This is a genomic window from Trichococcus shcherbakoviae (assembly GCF_963666195.1).
Taxonomy (GTDB): Bacteria; Bacillota; Bacilli; order Lactobacillales; family Aerococcaceae; genus Trichococcus; species Trichococcus shcherbakoviae.
Window position 1 is genome coordinate 409310 of record NZ_OY762653.1, and the last position, 16741, is coordinate 426050.

General features: G+C 45.8%; 18 protein-coding genes and 1 other annotated feature. Of the genes, 1 reads left to right on the top strand and 17 read right to left on the bottom strand.

What is annotated here, in order from left to right:
* Nucleotides 1-21: 21 nt before the first annotated feature.
* The 8 genes from ACKPBX_RS01935 to ACKPBX_RS01970 all read right to left on the bottom strand — a co-directional run bounded on the left by ACKPBX_RS01935 (nucleotide 22) and on the right by ACKPBX_RS01970 (nucleotide 8024).
* Nucleotides 22-873 (bottom strand): aldo/keto reductase, encoded by an 852-nt coding sequence (locus ACKPBX_RS01935; RefSeq protein WP_119092551.1) that lies wholly within the window; start codon nucleotides 871-873, stop codon nucleotides 22-24.
* 54 nt (nucleotides 874-927) lie between these two features.
* Entirely contained in the window at nucleotides 928-1374 is a 447-nt protein-coding gene (locus ACKPBX_RS01940; RefSeq protein WP_319995829.1) for a MerR family transcriptional regulator, read from the bottom strand.
* 233 nt (nucleotides 1375-1607) lie between these two features.
* Entirely contained in the window at nucleotides 1608-2528 is a 921-nt protein-coding gene (locus tag ACKPBX_RS01945; protein WP_319995830.1) for an ROK family protein, read from the bottom strand.
* A 277-nt stretch (nucleotides 2529-2805) separates the two neighbouring features.
* Nucleotides 2806-3942, bottom strand: a complete 1137-nt coding sequence (locus ACKPBX_RS01950) for a hypothetical protein (protein ID WP_319995831.1) — start codon at nucleotides 3940-3942, stop codon at nucleotides 2806-2808.
* 6 nt (nucleotides 3943-3948) lie between these two features.
* Complete coding sequence (locus ACKPBX_RS01955) at nucleotides 3949-4320, bottom strand: hypothetical protein (RefSeq protein WP_319995832.1); 372 nt, start codon at nucleotides 4318-4320, stop codon at nucleotides 3949-3951.
* 34 nt (nucleotides 4321-4354) lie between these two features.
* Nucleotides 4355-4765 (bottom strand): IS200/IS605 family transposase, encoded by a 411-nt coding sequence (gene tnpA, locus ACKPBX_RS01960; protein WP_119092554.1) that lies wholly within the window; start codon nucleotides 4763-4765, stop codon nucleotides 4355-4357.
* 464 nt (nucleotides 4766-5229) lie between these two features.
* A complete protein-coding gene (locus ACKPBX_RS01965; protein ID WP_119092556.1) occupies nucleotides 5230-6258 on the bottom strand; it encodes a 3-deoxy-7-phosphoheptulonate synthase in 1029 nt (342 codons plus the stop codon).
* Between the two features lie 59 nt (nucleotides 6259-6317).
* Nucleotides 6318-6560: a binding site (T-box leader), on the bottom strand.
* 87 nt (nucleotides 6561-6647) lie between these two features.
* Complete coding sequence (locus tag ACKPBX_RS01970) at nucleotides 6648-8024, bottom strand: 6-phospho-beta-glucosidase (protein WP_319995833.1); 1377 nt, start codon at nucleotides 8022-8024, stop codon at nucleotides 6648-6650.
* Nucleotides 8025-8460: 436 nt separating this feature from the next.
* Here ACKPBX_RS01970 and ACKPBX_RS01975 point away from each other — a divergent pair, with 436 nt between their 5' ends.
* Nucleotides 8461-9354 (top strand): MurR/RpiR family transcriptional regulator, encoded by an 894-nt coding sequence (locus ACKPBX_RS01975; RefSeq protein WP_319995834.1) that lies wholly within the window; start codon nucleotides 8461-8463, stop codon nucleotides 9352-9354.
* A gap of 180 nt (nucleotides 9355-9534) precedes the next feature.
* Here the strand turns inward: ACKPBX_RS01975 and ACKPBX_RS01980 are convergent, their stop codons facing one another.
* The 9 genes from ACKPBX_RS01980 to ACKPBX_RS02020 all read right to left on the bottom strand — a co-directional run bounded on the left by ACKPBX_RS01980 (nucleotide 9535) and on the right by ACKPBX_RS02020 (nucleotide 16161).
* Nucleotides 9535-9687, bottom strand: coding sequence for a type I toxin-antitoxin system Fst family toxin (locus ACKPBX_RS01980; protein WP_370738845.1), 153 nt, complete (start codon nucleotides 9685-9687; stop codon nucleotides 9535-9537).
* Between the two features lie 93 nt (nucleotides 9688-9780).
* The gene (locus tag ACKPBX_RS01985) at nucleotides 9781-9948 is read right to left on the bottom strand and encodes a hypothetical protein (protein WP_160116939.1); all 168 of its coding nucleotides are present in this window, start codon (nucleotides 9946-9948) and stop codon (nucleotides 9781-9783) included.
* 285 nt (nucleotides 9949-10233) lie between these two features.
* Nucleotides 10234-10899 (bottom strand): NAD(P)H-dependent oxidoreductase, encoded by a 666-nt coding sequence (locus ACKPBX_RS01990; protein ID WP_319995835.1) that lies wholly within the window; start codon nucleotides 10897-10899, stop codon nucleotides 10234-10236.
* A gap of 296 nt (nucleotides 10900-11195) precedes the next feature.
* Nucleotides 11196-12029, bottom strand: a complete 834-nt coding sequence (locus ACKPBX_RS01995; protein WP_319995836.1) for a dihydrodipicolinate synthase family protein — start codon at nucleotides 12027-12029, stop codon at nucleotides 11196-11198.
* 144 nt (nucleotides 12030-12173) lie between these two features.
* A complete protein-coding gene (locus ACKPBX_RS02000; RefSeq protein WP_319995837.1) occupies nucleotides 12174-12905 on the bottom strand; it encodes a YcjF family protein in 732 nt (243 codons plus the stop codon).
* A gap of 235 nt (nucleotides 12906-13140) precedes the next feature.
* Nucleotides 13141-14106 carry an aldo/keto reductase gene (locus tag ACKPBX_RS02005; protein ID WP_319995838.1) on the bottom strand — a complete coding sequence of 322 codons (966 nt, stop codon included), beginning with the start codon at nucleotides 14104-14106 and terminating at the stop codon, nucleotides 13141-13143.
* 94 nt (nucleotides 14107-14200) lie between these two features.
* Nucleotides 14201-15100: a LysR family transcriptional regulator gene (locus ACKPBX_RS02010; RefSeq protein ID WP_319995839.1), complete on the bottom strand. Its 900-nt coding sequence runs from the start codon at nucleotides 15098-15100 to the stop codon at nucleotides 14201-14203.
* 268 nt (nucleotides 15101-15368) lie between these two features.
* The gene (locus ACKPBX_RS02015; protein ID WP_107995870.1) at nucleotides 15369-15506 is read right to left on the bottom strand and encodes a hypothetical protein; all 138 of its coding nucleotides are present in this window, start codon (nucleotides 15504-15506) and stop codon (nucleotides 15369-15371) included.
* 328 nt (nucleotides 15507-15834) lie between these two features.
* A complete protein-coding gene (locus ACKPBX_RS02020; RefSeq protein WP_119092564.1) occupies nucleotides 15835-16161 on the bottom strand; it encodes a nucleoside triphosphate pyrophosphohydrolase family protein in 327 nt (108 codons plus the stop codon).
* Nucleotides 16162-16741: the final 580 nt, after the last annotated feature.

Sequence of the window (16741 nt, forward strand, 5' to 3'; positions counted from 1 at the left end):
AGTTCAGAAGATTTTACAGTTTTAAACGCCCATTTTTCTTTCCGCCAACCATTTGATGATCTTAGGATCGGCATGCGAGAAGAATTGGCTTTCGCCCTCATCAAGAGTCGCGATCTGCGCTTTGTCTTCATCCGTCAAAGCGAAGTCGAACACATCCAGGTTTTCAGCCATTCGTTCCGGTTTGGTCGATTTTGCCAAGACAACGATGTCCTGCTCCACCAACCAGCGGGTGATGACTTGCGCCACTGATTTGTTGTATTTTTTCCCGATAGCGACCAGTACTTCGTTGTTGAAGATGTCATTTTTGCCTTCCGCAAAAGGCGCCCAAGCTTCCGGCATGATGCCTTCCTCTTTCAACGCTGCAATGACCTCGATGCGTTGGTGGAACGGATTGATTTCAATCTGGTTCATCTGCGGTACGACTTTATTGAAGGTCGCCAAATCCACCGCACGGTCAACGGCGAAGTTGGAAACACCGATTGCGCGCACAATGCCTTGTTCCTGCAATTCCTCCATGGCTCTCCAAGCTCCATGGACATCGCTGTACGGTTGGTGGATCAACAGCATATCGAGGTAATCCAAGCCCAGACGTTTGAGCGAGCGCTCAATCGAAGCTTTCACACCTTCATAGGAAACATTTTCCACCCAAACTTTGGTCGTCACAAAAAGCTCTTCGCGCGGCACACCGGAATTTGCGATGCCGCGTCCGACCGCTTCCTCATTCATGTACGACTGCGCTGTATCGATATGGCGGTAGCCCGCTTTGATTGCTGCAATGACGGATTGTTCTGCCTCAACAGGATCGGTAATCTGAAAAGTACCGAAGCCTAAAACTGGAATCTCAACACCGTTGTTTAATTTTACTGTTTGCATATCATAACCTCCAATTGGAATATTTACTACAATGCTCAGTCTAAACTATGGAGCTTACTCCACAGCAAGCGGTATTTCGTGTTTTTTGAAATGTTTCATCCTCCAAAGCTCTTCAACCTCGTCATCATTCAGTTCGCCGGCATTGATTTTAGCGACATGATCATCAAACGTCTCGATTTTGTACTCCAGCAGATCCCTTGCATGCATCATCTCCTCCAATTTGACATTGATTTCAGTCAACTGATCCTGCAGAATCTGTTTTTGGGCTGCCCGCACGTTCTCCTTCGATTGCGCCAATGTTGCGAACTCGATCAGCGACTCGATCGACAAGCCCGCTTTGCGCAAACTCTTTGCCAGAAAAATCCAATTGAGGTCCCGTTTGGCGTAGATGCGATAGCCATTCTTGTCGCGTGTTATCGGCGGAATCACACCCACCCGTTCATAATATCTGATCGTATCGATCGGCAAATCGAATAGCTGCGCTACTTCTTTGCTGTTCATATGCTTCACTTCTCTCTTGTGCTTAGTCTATGCATCCATTATAAACCATGAAGTGGACTTCATAGCAAATCAAGTGCGTTTCGGCATACTGTTATTGGCTGTTGTAGAAACGGCAAAACCACCCGTGAATCCTGCAACGCGGGTTGCGTCGATCATGGGTGGTTAATTTTTATTTTTAGTTACTATCTACGCTAGCGTGAATAGATACGCAATCTATTTATTTAGATTGCTCCCTACACGTTAACTGCCATCTCTTCATCCACATTCAGCAACAATTGGTACAACGCCCCCAACAGGTTCGCATCATTCAGGAAGCGGCAGCTGTCGATTTCCACTTCCGTCAAGGTGTTCGCCACGAAAGGCAGCCCGGCGCGGATGGCGCGGTATTGTTTCCGGATTTCTTCGATAACGATCGATTGGGCGCTGATCCCGCCGCCGATGACGATCTTCTCGAGGTCAAGGATGGCTTGGACGTTGCAGATCATATAGGCGATTTCTCTGGCGAAGACTTCGAAAATCGGATAGATGCTCGGATCCTTTTGATTGATTGCTTCGAAGGCAGCAGCGCCGTCCTTCGTGTCCTCGGTCCCCAACTCGATGTTCACTTTTTTGACGAGTCCAACTGCCGACCCGGTCATGCCGTACATATCCTCAAAGGATGGCTTGCCGGATTGCTTCATCATGAAACTCAATTCTCCCGCCTGAAAATTTTTGCCCTGGTAGAGTTTGCCGTCAAGGATCAGCCCGCCACCGATGCCGGTTCCGAGCACAAGCGCCAAACCGTTCTCAATGCCTTTCAGGTTGCCGAGCCACAGTTCGGACAAGGCAGCCGCTTTCCCGTCATTGATGACGGAGATAGGCACAGCAAATTTCGGTTGGAATTTGTCGATGAAGGAAATACCGTCCAAGAAAGGCAAGGCTCCGCCGAAAGAAATCATGCCCGTTTCCGTGTCCACTTTCCCCGGGCAGCTGAAGGCGATCCCGCGAATCTCATCCTGCACCAATTCGATTTCATTTTCCAATGCGGCGATGAATGCGCCGTATTCATGTGGCGTCCGCACCTGCTTCTTGGACTGAATCTGTCCGGAATGGTCGATCAGAGCCAATTTGATGTTCGTGCCGCCGATGTCGATGCTTAAATAATTTTTCTTCATGTCAATCCCGCCTTCGCTCATTTATTGGATGCCTTCGCTCTTCAATACAAAAATCAGGGCTCGGCGACTGACTGCTCCCCATGGATAAATCCAGGGGGTTCCAAGGGCTGTTGAGACGTCACGGACCGTACTGGCGATATTTCCAAAAAAGTGGAGATGTCGTTTTTCTATTTCCGTTCTATTCCCAAAAGCCCTCAGACTTTCTCAACAAGGCGCCCGATGGCACCATTCGCGTTGAAGGCTCACAGCTGAACCTTTTGGTTGCTCTTTACATTTGTTAAGCTAATTGAAAATCTCGCAGTCCGAAATTGCAGGACTGGCGTTCGGTTGATTGGCAGAGCGTCTGGATGAAGGTGTCGTGGTGCGCCATGAAGGTAGCGAACGTCGTGCTACATTTTGTGCGGTCAGTTTCGTTGCGTGTCGGTTGGCTGTTTTTCAGGAGGAACGCACTGTACAGATCCCGTTGGACAAGCTGCCCGCCAACAAGGGTCGTACGTTCATCACGTGTCTTCTTAATGTAGGTATCATTTATGTGGTTATACTGGCTGGCACGGAATTTAAAGGTATCCACCTCGTACAGCGCTCCCCCTTCTTGGGGTGCTTTTTGCTTCACGATGCCGACCAACATAGCCGGCGCGTGATAGCCGATGGACTTGCCGTAGCGTTTCTTGCGGTTGAACCGCCCATTCTTGTTGACGGTCGTTTCTTTGGCCCGCTTCATCAATGCGCGCAAATCCATGTCCTCTACATAAACCTGATTACCCAGTGCCAGGATGGCATTGGCGGTTTTGTTGTGGGCTTCCTTTAAGCCCACCGCCCGGCGGCGGTAGAGGTCCTTCAAGCGAAACATTATTTTCATGTAGTTCCCGCTCCGTACCCAGGTCAACTTGACACCCCGCTTGACGGTGCCGTCGACATTAAAGTTGGCGGGGTTGGTTGCGCGGCGACTCCGGTCCAGTTTTCGTTGCAACAGATGAATCGCGTGGTCATAGGACGCTCCTTCTGGAAATAATTCCTTCAAGATGACGCCGTCATCACCTGCCACAGCCACCGTAGAGGTGCCGATATCGATACCCACTTCCGCATTCGGAGCAGGTTTTCGGCGGGGCATACCCGTATTATTGTTGCGTTTCACCGGCGCGATGCCTTCTAGCACCAGTTGCAGGAAGTACTGATTGCCGCCCTTGAACGCCTTGCGTACGATGCGGCAGTATTTCACCCGGTGCAAGGAAAGGGATTCCTGAACGAATAGGTCGTTGGCACGGATAGTGACGGGCAGAACCAGCCCGTTCCACTCTAAACGGTCGCCTTTGAAGCGCATGCCTGTAGCGTTCGACTTGCCTTCCAACGATTCCAGCTGTCCGAACTTTTTGAAGCGTACCTTTTTGCCTTTGCCATACAGAAGGGAGGACACACTTGTTCAAACCGTAGAAGCGATTTTCTGTGCTGTGAAGCTGTCGATATGCTTCTTGTACGCCTCGCGCATCCGTCCGATGTAGGCATGCAAAGCGTATTCCGTCATACCGAAGGTCTTTTGGATAGCTTGCAATTCCTTGTTGCACGCGGTTTCACATTTCTTGTCCTTTGCTTTGATGGCCAAGCGGCGTTCTGCCAGCACGTCTTGGTATCGACGGTTCTTGTACAACTCTGTCAGCTGCGTCCGCGCATGGTATAAGACTTTATTATACAGTTTTTCAGCGATTTTGAAACGCTTATCCAGCACTGCTTGTTCATTTTGATACGTGACCAGTCGCAGCTCTACGACAAATGAAGCTGTTTTGCTTTTAGCCATACGTGTCCCTCCCTTCTTGATGATTACTTTGCATTTACTGGCGTTGTGAGGTCTTTTGGCTTTGGATGTATTGCTGAATCATTTCAAGGGGTGCCCCACCCACCGTGGAAACGAAATAGCTATTCGACCAAAGCGTGGGTAGCTTCGTCGTCAGTTCCTTAAACTCCTGTCTCAGCACGCGGGAAGAAACTCCCTTGATGCGTTTGACTGCTTTGTGAACCCCGAATTGTGGGTCTATATCCAATAGGAGGTGAACGTGGTCTGGCATGATCTCCATTTCCTGAATTTCGACGGATAGAACGGTGCACGTTTCTACAATGAGCTCCTTTAAGCGTGCCGCTACTGGTCCGACAAGGACCTTTCGCCGATATTTTGGACACCAGACAACATGGTAGGTACAAGAATAAATGATGTTATTGTTTGATTTATATTTTTTATTTTCCATATATTGATTATACAGCTAATCCCAATATAACACAACTAAGTGCACGTCTTATATACCCATAGCTAAAGCAAGGGGCTTTACGACGCTCTTTCGGTAATCACCTCGATGTTGTTGTCGTATAGAGTATACGCAGCTACTTGTAGATTGCGCGTTGCCTGATGAAAATAATCTGCGCTTGTTCGTCGTTCGAAATCACATCTGTTATCCCGGTGAACCGGGACTTTAATTGGTGTCTGCCGGTAACTTCTGGATTGTCGAATAGCTGGCCTGTATTTGACTATCTCGCGTTGCATTTGGATCAAATTGTCGAATGTTTTCTAGCATTCGACAATTCCCCTCCGCACTCCAATCAAATTGCCGAATATCCACCCTTTATTCGGCAACCTCGCACCCCGCAAAGCCCACACAAAAATCGCCACAAACACAAAAAGGCCAGGATTTCTCCTGGCCCCACATTCATGCTCTTATGCGTTTTCTGCGATGTATTTAACCAATTCTTCTGTTTCTTCCCAGCCTAGGCATGGGTCGGTGATGGATTGTCCGAAGACTGTGCCATCGTCATCTTGACGGCCGCCCACCAAGAAGCTTTCGATCATGAAGCCGCGCGCCAATTTCTTGATGTCGGCATTCCATGTACGGTTGAACATCGTTTCTTTGACGATGCGGATCTGTTCCATGTGTTTTTTGCCTGAGTTGTCATGGTTGGTATCAATAACGATGAACGGATTTTTGTAATCGCCGCTTTCGTATGCTTTCACAACTTTGACCAGGTCTTCGTAGTGGTAGTTCGGAACGTTTTCGCCGTAATCGTTCGTGCCGCCACGCAAGACAACGTGCGCCAATGGGTTGGAGCTGGACTGCACTTCGACACCGTTATGGATGAATTTTTGTTTTTGTTGTGCAGCGTAAACGGAATTGAACAATACTTTCAGGTTGCCGCTTGTCGGGTTCTTCATCCCGGCTGGGTGATCGATTCCGCTGGCAACGAAACGGTGCTGTTGGTCTTCCACGGAACGCGCGCCGATTGCATGGTAGCTGACAAGATCATCAACAAAATCCAGGTTTTCCGGGTACAACATTTCGTCAGCCGTCGTCAAACCTGTTTCAGTGATAACGCGGTTGTGCAGGCTGCGAACAGCAGCGATACCTTGGATCAGGTTGCTCTTGCCGGTAGGATCTTGTTTATGCAACAAGCCTTTGTAGCCATCGCCGGTCGTACGCGGTTTGTTTGTGTAGATGCGGGGAACCATGAACACTTTGTCTTTGACTTGTTCCTGCAGTTTCGCCAAGCGACGCACGTATTCCATTACCGCTTCTTCATCATGGGCGGAACAAGGCCCGATGATCAACAGGATGCGATCGTCTTTGCCTTCGACGATGTCGTGCAACTCTTTGTCGCGGGCTGCCTTCATCGCTGCTTGCTCAGGTGTCAGTTTGGATAATTCTTTGACTAATTCGAAATCGATTTTTTCACTCAATGCTTTGAAACTCATAGTAATCCCTCCATTTTCTCTTCAACAAAAAAAAGCTTCGTCCATTCCAAATTTTCATTGGAAAGGACGAAGCCGTATAGACTCGTGTTACCACCTTTGTTCATAGACCACTCGCGCAAGTCTACCTCGATAGGTACATTATAATACCCTAGCGAAATAACGAACGCTATCACCCGTCGCAGCCTACTTGATTTCAGTGCGAAGTTCAAAGATGAATTCGGCTATCTCGCATGTGTGCCTCGCATCGACCGGCACCTTTCTGGTCAGCTCAATAACTTACTACTTCTTATCATCACTTTTTATGTTGTTTCTCAGAATATACTCATTTTTCAAGGAAATGTCAAATGGTTTTTTGAAAAAAAGTGAATGATAGGGTTTTCTTGTCGTAATTAGTCCAAGTCTCTAGCGATTTCATCTTTAACAGTCACGCCTTCAGCTTCCAAACGTGCGATTGTTTCAGCGAATTGAGGTAAGTGTTTTTTGTGTGCGATGAACAATTCGTTCATGATTTTGATTGCAGTTTCGCCTGAGCGGATTAATGGGTTGATCGTGAATGCTTGTAATGCAGTACCATAGTCGCCTGTTACAGCTGCTTCGATAGTCAGCAATTCCATAGCTTTCATCACTTGTAACCAGCCTTTTTCAGCAATCGGCAATTCACCGAAAGCAACGTTACGAGCGCCTTGTGCGCCAACGTAAGCTGTGACTTCGACTACGCAGTCAGCTGGCAGGTCAGGAACAGCACCATTATTTTTAGTTGATACAACGATTTGCGTATCTTTGTTTCCGTAGATAGCAGCGATTGTTTCACAAGCAGCGTCAGAGTAGTACGCTCCCCCACGTTTTTGCAATTGCTCCGGTTTGTGATCCAGGTTTGGATCTTTGTATAATTCGAACAATTCAGCTTCTGTCTCTTTCACTTGTTGCGCACGCGTGCCTACGCCATTGAATTCTTCCAGACCGTGTTCCAGCATTTCTTCTTCACGGTAGTAATAACGGTGGTAGCCGCAAGGGATCATGCCCATTTGTTCCAATTGTTCTCTGTAGAACGGAATGTCATGGATGTTTTTCGGAAGGCCTGCATCTTTGTCGAACATGGCATCGATCACTTTGTAAGTGACGTCGTTGCCTTTGTCGTCAGCAACTTTATGCCAGTGGAAGTGGTTCAAACCAGCAAATTTGTAGATCAAGTCCTCTTTTTCGACGCCTAATGCTTTCGGCTCAGTCATGGTAGCCATAACCGGAACGTTACACAAGCCCATTACTCTGTCCCATTTGCCGTAGCGTACGACTGCTTCTGTTACCATGCCGCTTGGATTTGTGAAGTTGACCAACCAAGCATTCGGGCACAATTCTTTCATGTCTTCAACAATCTGCAAAATGATCGGGATTGTACGGAAGGCTTTGAACATACCGCCGGCACCGTTTGTTTCTTGACCCAGCATGCCATATGAGAAAGGAATGCGCTCATCTTTGACGCGAGCATTCAGTAAACCGACACGGAATTGCGTCGTTACGAAATCAGCATCTTTCAAAGCTTCTCTGCGGTCAAGAGTCATATGGATTTTCACGTCGTAAGGGGAAGCATCCCACATACGTTGCGCCATTGTGCCCACGATTTCCAGTTTTTCTTTTCCTGCTTCGATATCCACTAACCAAATTTCGCGGATAGGCAGTTCATCATAACGTTTGATGAAACCTTCCATTAATTCAGGTGTGTAGCTGCTTCCTCCGCCGATTGTTACAATTTTAACGCCTTTTGTCATTTGTATATTCCTCCTCGTTTCGTTTACAAGGTTATTATCCATCATGTAAATATCGATAACAAGGGTTCTGGGTACACTTCAAAACCTTTTTACAAAATTCGTGCAAAATCCGTCTAATAATTCAAATTTTTTTCGCTTTTTGGCCTTTTTTGAGCGAAATATCGTTTACATAACATTTACATTAATCTATAATTTTTGTAAATAGAAAGAAAGGCTGAACGGGTTCGTTTAGCCCTGAAAGAAATTTAGGAAATCGGTCCGCAACGTTCCCTACGGTCACCTTGTACTGGGACTCTAAGGGATGAATCCCTAAAAGTCCCATGCAACTGAGCATCGAAGAGCGCAATAGGACCGATTTATCTAATTTCCGAAGGGCTAACCCGTGAAGCTGGACAACTTGTTAGTACAAATATTCAGAAAGGGAGACATGCCACCTATGTTAATACGCGAAAAAATGGAAACCATCAAGTTTTCTCCAGCTGAAAAGGAAGTCGTGGAATACCTGCTGCGTTTTCCGGAAGTGCTGGATGAAAAGACGATGCAGGAAATCGCAGCAGAAACCTATACGCAGCCTTCCACGCTGATCCGCATCGCCAAGAAATTGGGTTTTGATGGATGGGTGGAATGCAAAAAAGCTTACCAGGAAGAACACGACTATCTGACCCGCAACTTCGTCGACATCGATGCCAATCTGCCGTTTGAGGCGAACGACTCGATCATGACGATCAGCAATAAGATGGCCTCTCTCGGACAATCAACAATCGAGGATACGCTCTCGCTCATCCACCACGACACGCTGCAGCAGGCTAAGCAGATGCTGCTGAGGGCTAAGCATATCCAAATCTTCGCCAACAACGCCAACATGCTCATCCCGCAGGACTTTGCCCTGAAAATGAACCGGATCAAGCACCACACTGCCGTTTCCACCATTAAAGGCGAAGACGTCTATACAGCCTACACCAGTCCTGAAGGCACTTGCGCCATCTTGATTTCCTATACCGGCGAAAGCACTGCGATGAAACAGATTGCAAATATTTTGAAAGCGGAAGGCGTTCCGACAATCGGGATTACGGGCATCGGCGACAACTACCTTTCGCGGGTGGTCGACTGCTATCTACCAATCACGACGCGCGAGAAACTGTATTCCAAGATCGGCAACTTTACGATCAACCTTTCCATCATCTATTTGCTGGATGTGCTGTATTCAGTAGTCTTTGCCGAAAATTATGAGGAAAATCTGGCCCATATCATCCGCTTGGGCAGAATAGCCGACAAACGGAAAACCAGTTCGGATATCATGCAGGAAGATACTGGCGGGGAAAAGATGTAGCGATTTAGTTGGAGAATTGATAACTATAATATTCCATGTTATAATGGCTTTGCGATATGAAATTAAATCAGTGCAAACAGCACAAAAACCACTCCCTGACTGCGACGAAAGGGAGTGGCTTTTTTTACGTCTACTGCGACAATAGGCGTGTAGGTTAGCGACAACTTGCGTGGTTATCCGCTAATCATCTAACCAATGCTCAACTAGCAATAATACTAGTCCCACAAAAAGTGGTGCGATAACCAATGAAATTAAATCAAACACAAACAGCACCCCCTTTCGGGGCAAGTTGCCATCCATGATTATAGCACAGAATAATTTATAATTGAGCATAAACCAAACAAAGGGCCACCCCTTAGCTGAGGCAGCCCTTCATTACAATATACTTATTCGTGCACCCCATCAGAGTCATGCAGCTAGTGGCATCTACTGACACAAGTCGTCTCCGCAGATGTTTTCCATTTTTTCGGTCATTTCATCCGTCAGCACGTTGCTGACAAAAGCACCATAATAGTTTTTCTTCATTTCCATTTCAATTTTCAGGTGCTCGCGTTCCTGCAAAGTCATTTCGTTCGTATTAAAGTAATTTTTCATAGCATTTCCTCCTTGTATGAAACTTATGTAAAAGGCTGATTGTCAAAGCAACAGCGACTGGCAGACTCCTGATGAGGTGTAATAAATTTATACAATGATTTGAGCTTCAAGTCAATAATACTGCTCAGCCAATATTGTTCCAAAAATCGCGTTTTGGTCGATATAATGCCAAAAACAGGAAGACAATCCTATACCTGATGGGATTGTCTTCCTGTTGCATTTGTTGTTCTTTTTGTGTATTTACGAGCAATGTCGGCAGCTTCCGGTTTCGGTTTGACTACAAAGCTAATCGATAACTTCCAAAATCTCATCCAAGGACTGTCTTTTCTTCGGCGTGATCGGTTCATTGCGGTATCCCAGACCCAACATATAGGATACGCCGAATTCATTCAGATCGACCAGACCTTTTTCCGACAGGTATTTCTCAACATTGGCTTTGTTGAAGCCTTCGATCGGGCAACTGTCGATTCCCAAAAGGGCTGCAGTGGTCATCATGTTGGCCATCGCGATGTACGTCTGTTTGGACGCCCAATCGTACAATTTTCGTTCGTCAGTCAATTGCTGATTGTTCTTTTGGAAATTGTCGAAGTACTGACTGCGCGGTGAATCAATCGCAAAGTCCACGCCGAGCACGTCCTCAACGATGTGCCGTACATGATCACTTTCGATGGTCACATTTTTTCGAGCCAGCGCGATGACGAAATGGCTAGCGCCGTTGAGACTGTTGACTGCTCCCGCAGCAATCCCTTTCAAATCATCCTTGATTTCCTGGTTTTTCACCAACAGGAATTTCCAAGGTTCATAACCGAAGGAACTCGGCGATAAGCGTGCCGATTCAATGATCGTTTCCCAATCTTCTTCGGCAATCTTTTTCGTCGGATCGAAGGATTTAGTGGCATAGCGGCTTTGGTGTGCTTCGATGATTTGTGCTCTTAATTCAGGTGTCGACATAAATGGATCTCCTCACTTTACATGATGATATTCGCAATAAATTCTATATAATCAATATACTACTTTTTTATGGAACATACGGCAAGGGAGATGCCTTCCGCTGAACCCAACAATCGGAACACAGTCCACTCTTCATACATCTCCGATGAAGGATCCTTCTACGGAGATTGAGGTCATATTTCAATTCTATTCTCCTGTGAAGGCACGCTCTCCAGAGATGCCGATGTTTGAATGACTATTTCATCCGGCGAAGCGCCTCTGACCGGAGTTCAGCCCTTTTACATAGAACTGAGCTGTTACAGATTACCCAACGGCGATCGCGCAATCCCCATATCGATCTGCGTGTGCTTCGTGATTTCGTTTTTAATGTATATAATCGAGTTATCCGCAAAAACGTTGTGAATCTTCTCTTCGATTCCGGCGTCTTTTGTTTTGTCCGCACACCCGCGCAACAAATCCGTGAAATATGCTTCTACCTCGGTCGGATACAGATTACCCGCCATCGAGGACAAACGGGTTGCGCCCAATGCGATTTTGTTGTCCAAATCGATTTCCCCGCCGGCATAGACGTAGATCTTTTTGTCCGTAACGGAAATCAATTTGGGGATGCGCGCGCTGTCGCCCGCATCTTTGATACCGATGATGTTCGCCAGCTTGATCAGTTCAGCAAAAGTGTCCAAATCCAGATTGAATCCTGTGCGCCGCGGATTGTTGTAGAGGATGATGGGCTTATTGATGACTTTTGCGATGGCTTCCACGTAGAGCCTCGCTTCTTTTTGTGAGGGCAAGATGTAAGGAGGAAATCCCAACAGCACGCCGCTGATTTTTGGGTTCGCATTGACTTTTTCAGCCAGCTGCAGGGCTTCCTTTTGCCTGATGCTGGCCACTCCGAAAAGGATCTCCAGGTCATCCGGCAGGAAACTGGCCGCGTCCAGGCTTTCCAGCAGTTGCAATTTCTCTGCCAACGACAAGCTGTGCTGCTCCCCTGTCGTGCCGCATACCAGGACGGATTTCACACCCTGATCGTACAGATGCATGACATGCTGCAGCGTCGTCTCTGTATTCAAATCCTCGTTATCGTAAAACGCGGTCGGAACCGCGATATGGAAATCATTCATCAAATCGTACATGTGCCTCTCCCCTTAAACAGTGATATGCAAGCTATTATATCACTCTCTTTCCAAGTACTTCATCCATTACTGCCACCTAAGTGAATTAAAAAAGAGACAAAGTAACTACAACTTTGTCCCTAAAGAATTTATCTGTCATGAAATTCATTTCTTATTTGATGGTTTACTGGAGTTCTGAAGTGTTTTGAACAACGTATTGAACTGCCCCTTGAAGGACATGGCTTGATCGAAAATATCTTCACCGTCATTCAACATTTTGACGGTTACCCAGCCTAAAGACTCTGTGATGGTGCTGGCAACGGCACCGTTAATTGCAGCACCTGCGACGGTTCCTACCGCAGGAACCAATTTCAGGATATTGCCGACTGCACCTCTGCCTAAACCAACAACGATCAATTCCCTGGATAGGCTTTTGCCAAGACTTTCCGACCATGATTGACCAAATATCTTGTGCAGGCGAGCCATCATTGTTAATTGGACTGGAACCAGCAAGAAAGCATCTGAAAAAGGGATTGGCGAAAAGCCGATTATGGCTGCTGTTAAAGACGCGGCATGAACAGTCTTATGACATTTTTTGCGTTTTTCTTCATCGACACCTTCCAGAAATTCATCGAAGATCCCATCAAATTGATTTTTGCTTTTGTCGAGAATTTTTTCAGCCTTCTCTTTTGATTTATCATAAGCGTTCAGGACACTGGTTGATGTCTTTTGCGGTAATTTTTTTAACACTTCAGAAAAGAATGATTCAAATTCTTTTTCTTCTTGCTTCAGATCGCTATCTGGAAGTTCTGTTTCAACTTGTACTTCCGCTACCTTCTCTTTTTCCAGATTTCCTGTTTCCCCGGTAATCGTCTTTTTCCTGAACACTTTTTTCATGATGATCCCACCTTTTTAGTTAATCATTATAGGGCTTGCTAATCTTGCGGATAGATGATTACTTTCTCTCTACTATAATCATACACCAGAGAGCAAGAATCCCCAAGGAAAGGAAAAACCCACCCGAAACTGGCACGCGCATTGTTTAGCGGCTCGTTTTTGGGTGGGGGTTTAAATGTAGGCTTTATTTCTTGAAGTACAATTTATCATGATCCGGAAATACGGTAGACTCTACTCAGAAATGCGTTTCATCGATGTCCAGGGCATCCAAGGCTACATTGATGTCCTTCAATTCCTCTGGGCTCAATTCTATATCGGCCCCGCCTAAATTTTCTTCCAACCGGTGCATTTTCGTCGTCCCGGGAATCGGGACGATCCATGGTTTTTGCGCCAATTCCCAAGCCAAAACGATTTGGGAACTCGTTGCGTTCTTACTGTCAGCGATTTCTTTCAGCAAATCCAATAACGCTTGATTTTTTTGCATGACTTCGGGGCTGAATCTGCCCATCTTGTTCCTGAAGTCCCCTTCAGGATACTTCGTGTTCGCATCATATTTCCCGCTCAGGAAACCATTTCCGAGTGGGGAATACGCAACGAAACCGATGCCCAATTCTTCGCATACCTTAAAGATTTCATTTTCCGGATCTCTGAAAACCATGGAATATTGATTCTCGATGCAGGTTACCGGGCAGACTGCATGGGCCCTTCTCAGATAATCCAAAGGTGCATTGGATAAGCCCCAATGTTTGATTTTCCCTTCAGCCATCAATTCCTTCATTACTCCGGCAACCACTTCCGGTTCAACCTCGGGATCGACACGGTGTTGATAATACAGATCGATGTAATCAACGCCCAAACGTTCCAATGAGCCTTCCAGTTGTTCCCTGATGGAATCCGGCTTGCTGTTCAGCGCATTTTCAGGCTTGCCATCGACCATTTTCTGCCCGTAGATGCCGAACTTCGTGGCGATGATGACGTCTTCGCGGTTGTAGATTTCCAAGGCTTTGCCCAACAACACTTCATTCGCTTCACCGTAGACAACCGCGGTATCAAAGAAATTGCAGCCCAATTCGACAGCGCGCCGGATCAGCTTGATCATTTCTTCCCTGTCAGCCGGCGCACCGTAGGCATGATCCATCCCCATGCAGCCAAGCCCGATTGCCGATACTTCCAATCCTTGTCCCAAAACTCTTGTTTTCATCTCTGTTTCCCCCTTCGTTCTATTACAACTTTAAGTATAGTAAAAAAGAGACTATTAAGAAGTCTCTCTTGGCTCACGAGTTGCAACCCAAAGGTTATGACTGGACCTCGTATATCTGACTGATGATTTTCAGGAATTCTTTGACATCATTGGATGGCGTGTTTGAATGCAGGATCCCTATCGGAATCGTATGCTTCCAGCTGATCGGAATGATTTTCAGCAAAGGATGGACATTTTCCCATTCCGCTACACCAATCAGAACCGCGTTGTCGTTTTCACATTTGTTGAAGACATTCACATCGAAGAATGAAAAATCTTCTATTTGGATCCTCGGATAGTTTTCTGCCAGATCATCTCTGACTTCATCAAAGGCGCTCATGTAGCCGCGTTTGATGAGCATGACCTTTTCATCGAACAGGTCCTCTATCGCTATTTCATCGTTTGCTGCCAAGCGATGATGGAGCGGGACCGCCGCACAAAGGGGTGCATCATACAATTTCAATGCCGAACAACGCCGCTCGCTCAATATGTTATCGCTGTATATGCCAGCAACCACATCGATGTTCCTGCCGAAATGTTTCATGATTTCCCGGGCGTTCTCCGGAGTGTTCTCGAATGAGACCAGCTCGAATTTCAGAGCCGGATTGTGTTGGCGAATCTGGGGCCACAGACTGACCAAAAACTGGACCGGCGTCGTCAATGATGTCCCGATCCTCAGTACGTGCTTGGGTTCAGCCAGCATTTTTTCAGCCCTGGTGATTGAATCTTTTGCATACTGGATGAGATACTTTGCATCGCGGTACAATGATTCGCCGGCAGGTGTCAAGTGGACGCCCCGATGCGTCCTGACAAACAAATCAAATCCCAGACTGTTTTCCAGAAGATTGATTTGCTTCATGACAGCATTCGGCGATACAAATAGTTCTTCGGATGCTTTATTGAAACTTCCTAAATCGGCAACTTTTATGAATGTGTCCAATTGATGATTGTACATTTTTTCACCTCCAAAACATTTCCACTCAGCACAATCAGAGAGAAGTCTTATGGTTACTATCTTACCAAACTATCATACAAATCAGGAATTTAATTGTTCCAAATAAAATAGAGCCAAAACCTCTAACGGGAGGCTTTCAGCTCTATTTGTCGATATCCCCATCACAGACTGCACGATCCGCGAATGGGACTGTCAAAACTGCCACACGCATCACGCCCCCGACGTAAACGCCGTAAAAAATATTTCAGTGCCGATGTAGTTCATCTGTTTATTTTTGCTTCTTTTTCAAATACTCCGCACGTATTTTTTCAAGTTGCTGCTTTTTATCAAATTTGGCAGGCGTCTGTTTTTCATGATACTTCGTCACAGATGCCTGACCTTTGTAATCCAATTGATATTTCCCCATTTTATTCACCTACTTTTCTTGTCCTTAAAGAGAATCTCTCCAGCAAATGTATTATACATTATTTTACTAAAGCAAACCGGATTACTTTATTCTCCGACTGTTATTAATTCGATCTACTGACGACGGAACTGGAGTGGATATCCGTCAACACTAACGGAGCCCCGAACTAAAATTGCTTTGAACGTATCCAACCAAAAACAGCAGCATGGGAACCATCGTCGTGGTTTCCATGCTGCTGTTTTTATTTAGAGATAAGGTACTATCGAAAAACAATCCGCTATTCTCGAATCCCTATTCAAATATTCATGAGTGCAGCAAATGCTTGTTCCTAGATATCAAACCGCTTCTCTGTTGTACTCAAGAAATTTTCCAGCGCTTCTTCGCTGTCGATGCCCATCCGGTCCGCCAACACCATCAGCCACCAGATGTTTTCGCCGATTTTGTGCTCCAAGCCGGCTTCATTTGATTCACCGACCGGCCAGCGACCCTGCTGCGCCATGGTCAGGCGCCCAACCAAGCCCGCATCGGTCAAAAACGCCAACGCATCCTCTTGCACGGACCATTCACTGCCGTGATGCTTCATTTCCAATGAGCGATAATGCCCCCGGATTTTTTTCGATCTTTCTGCAGCTTGTTTGATTGTCAAATTTTCCATTATGTCCCTCCCAGTTTGGTTATTCGATTTACTAAAAATTACTCCGAATAGTATTACTTCTTTCACCACGAATTTCCCATTAAAATCAAAATTTGAATTAGGTTACATTTATGCTAAAATTAGCAGTATCAATATATCGAAAGATGGTGAATAATTGAATTCATTAATAGAGAATATCCAAAACTATGGTCCATCAGCTAGTATCATTTATATCTTAATTCTACATTGGAATGAATTTGAGAGATGCCTTATAAAAAAAGATAACAGTTTATTAGAAAGAATCGAGACAGGATTATTACCTGATAGTACAATATACAAATTTGGTATCACTGCATCGTTATTGATCCTCATTATTTCTGCGATCATTGCTAGCTTTGTCTACTCAAATATATCTAACGTCTATTTATTTATAATTTTCTTTTTTGTTATTACGGTATCGTTGAGCATCTTGTTCTTAAAATATTATTGGCATAAAAGTATGCTTCATAAAAAACTTTATATTACTGATCCCGCATTTTCTGGAGACTCATTTTCCAAACAAAGCAAAATCTTCGTTTATGTGACGAAAGAAGGAGAGGAC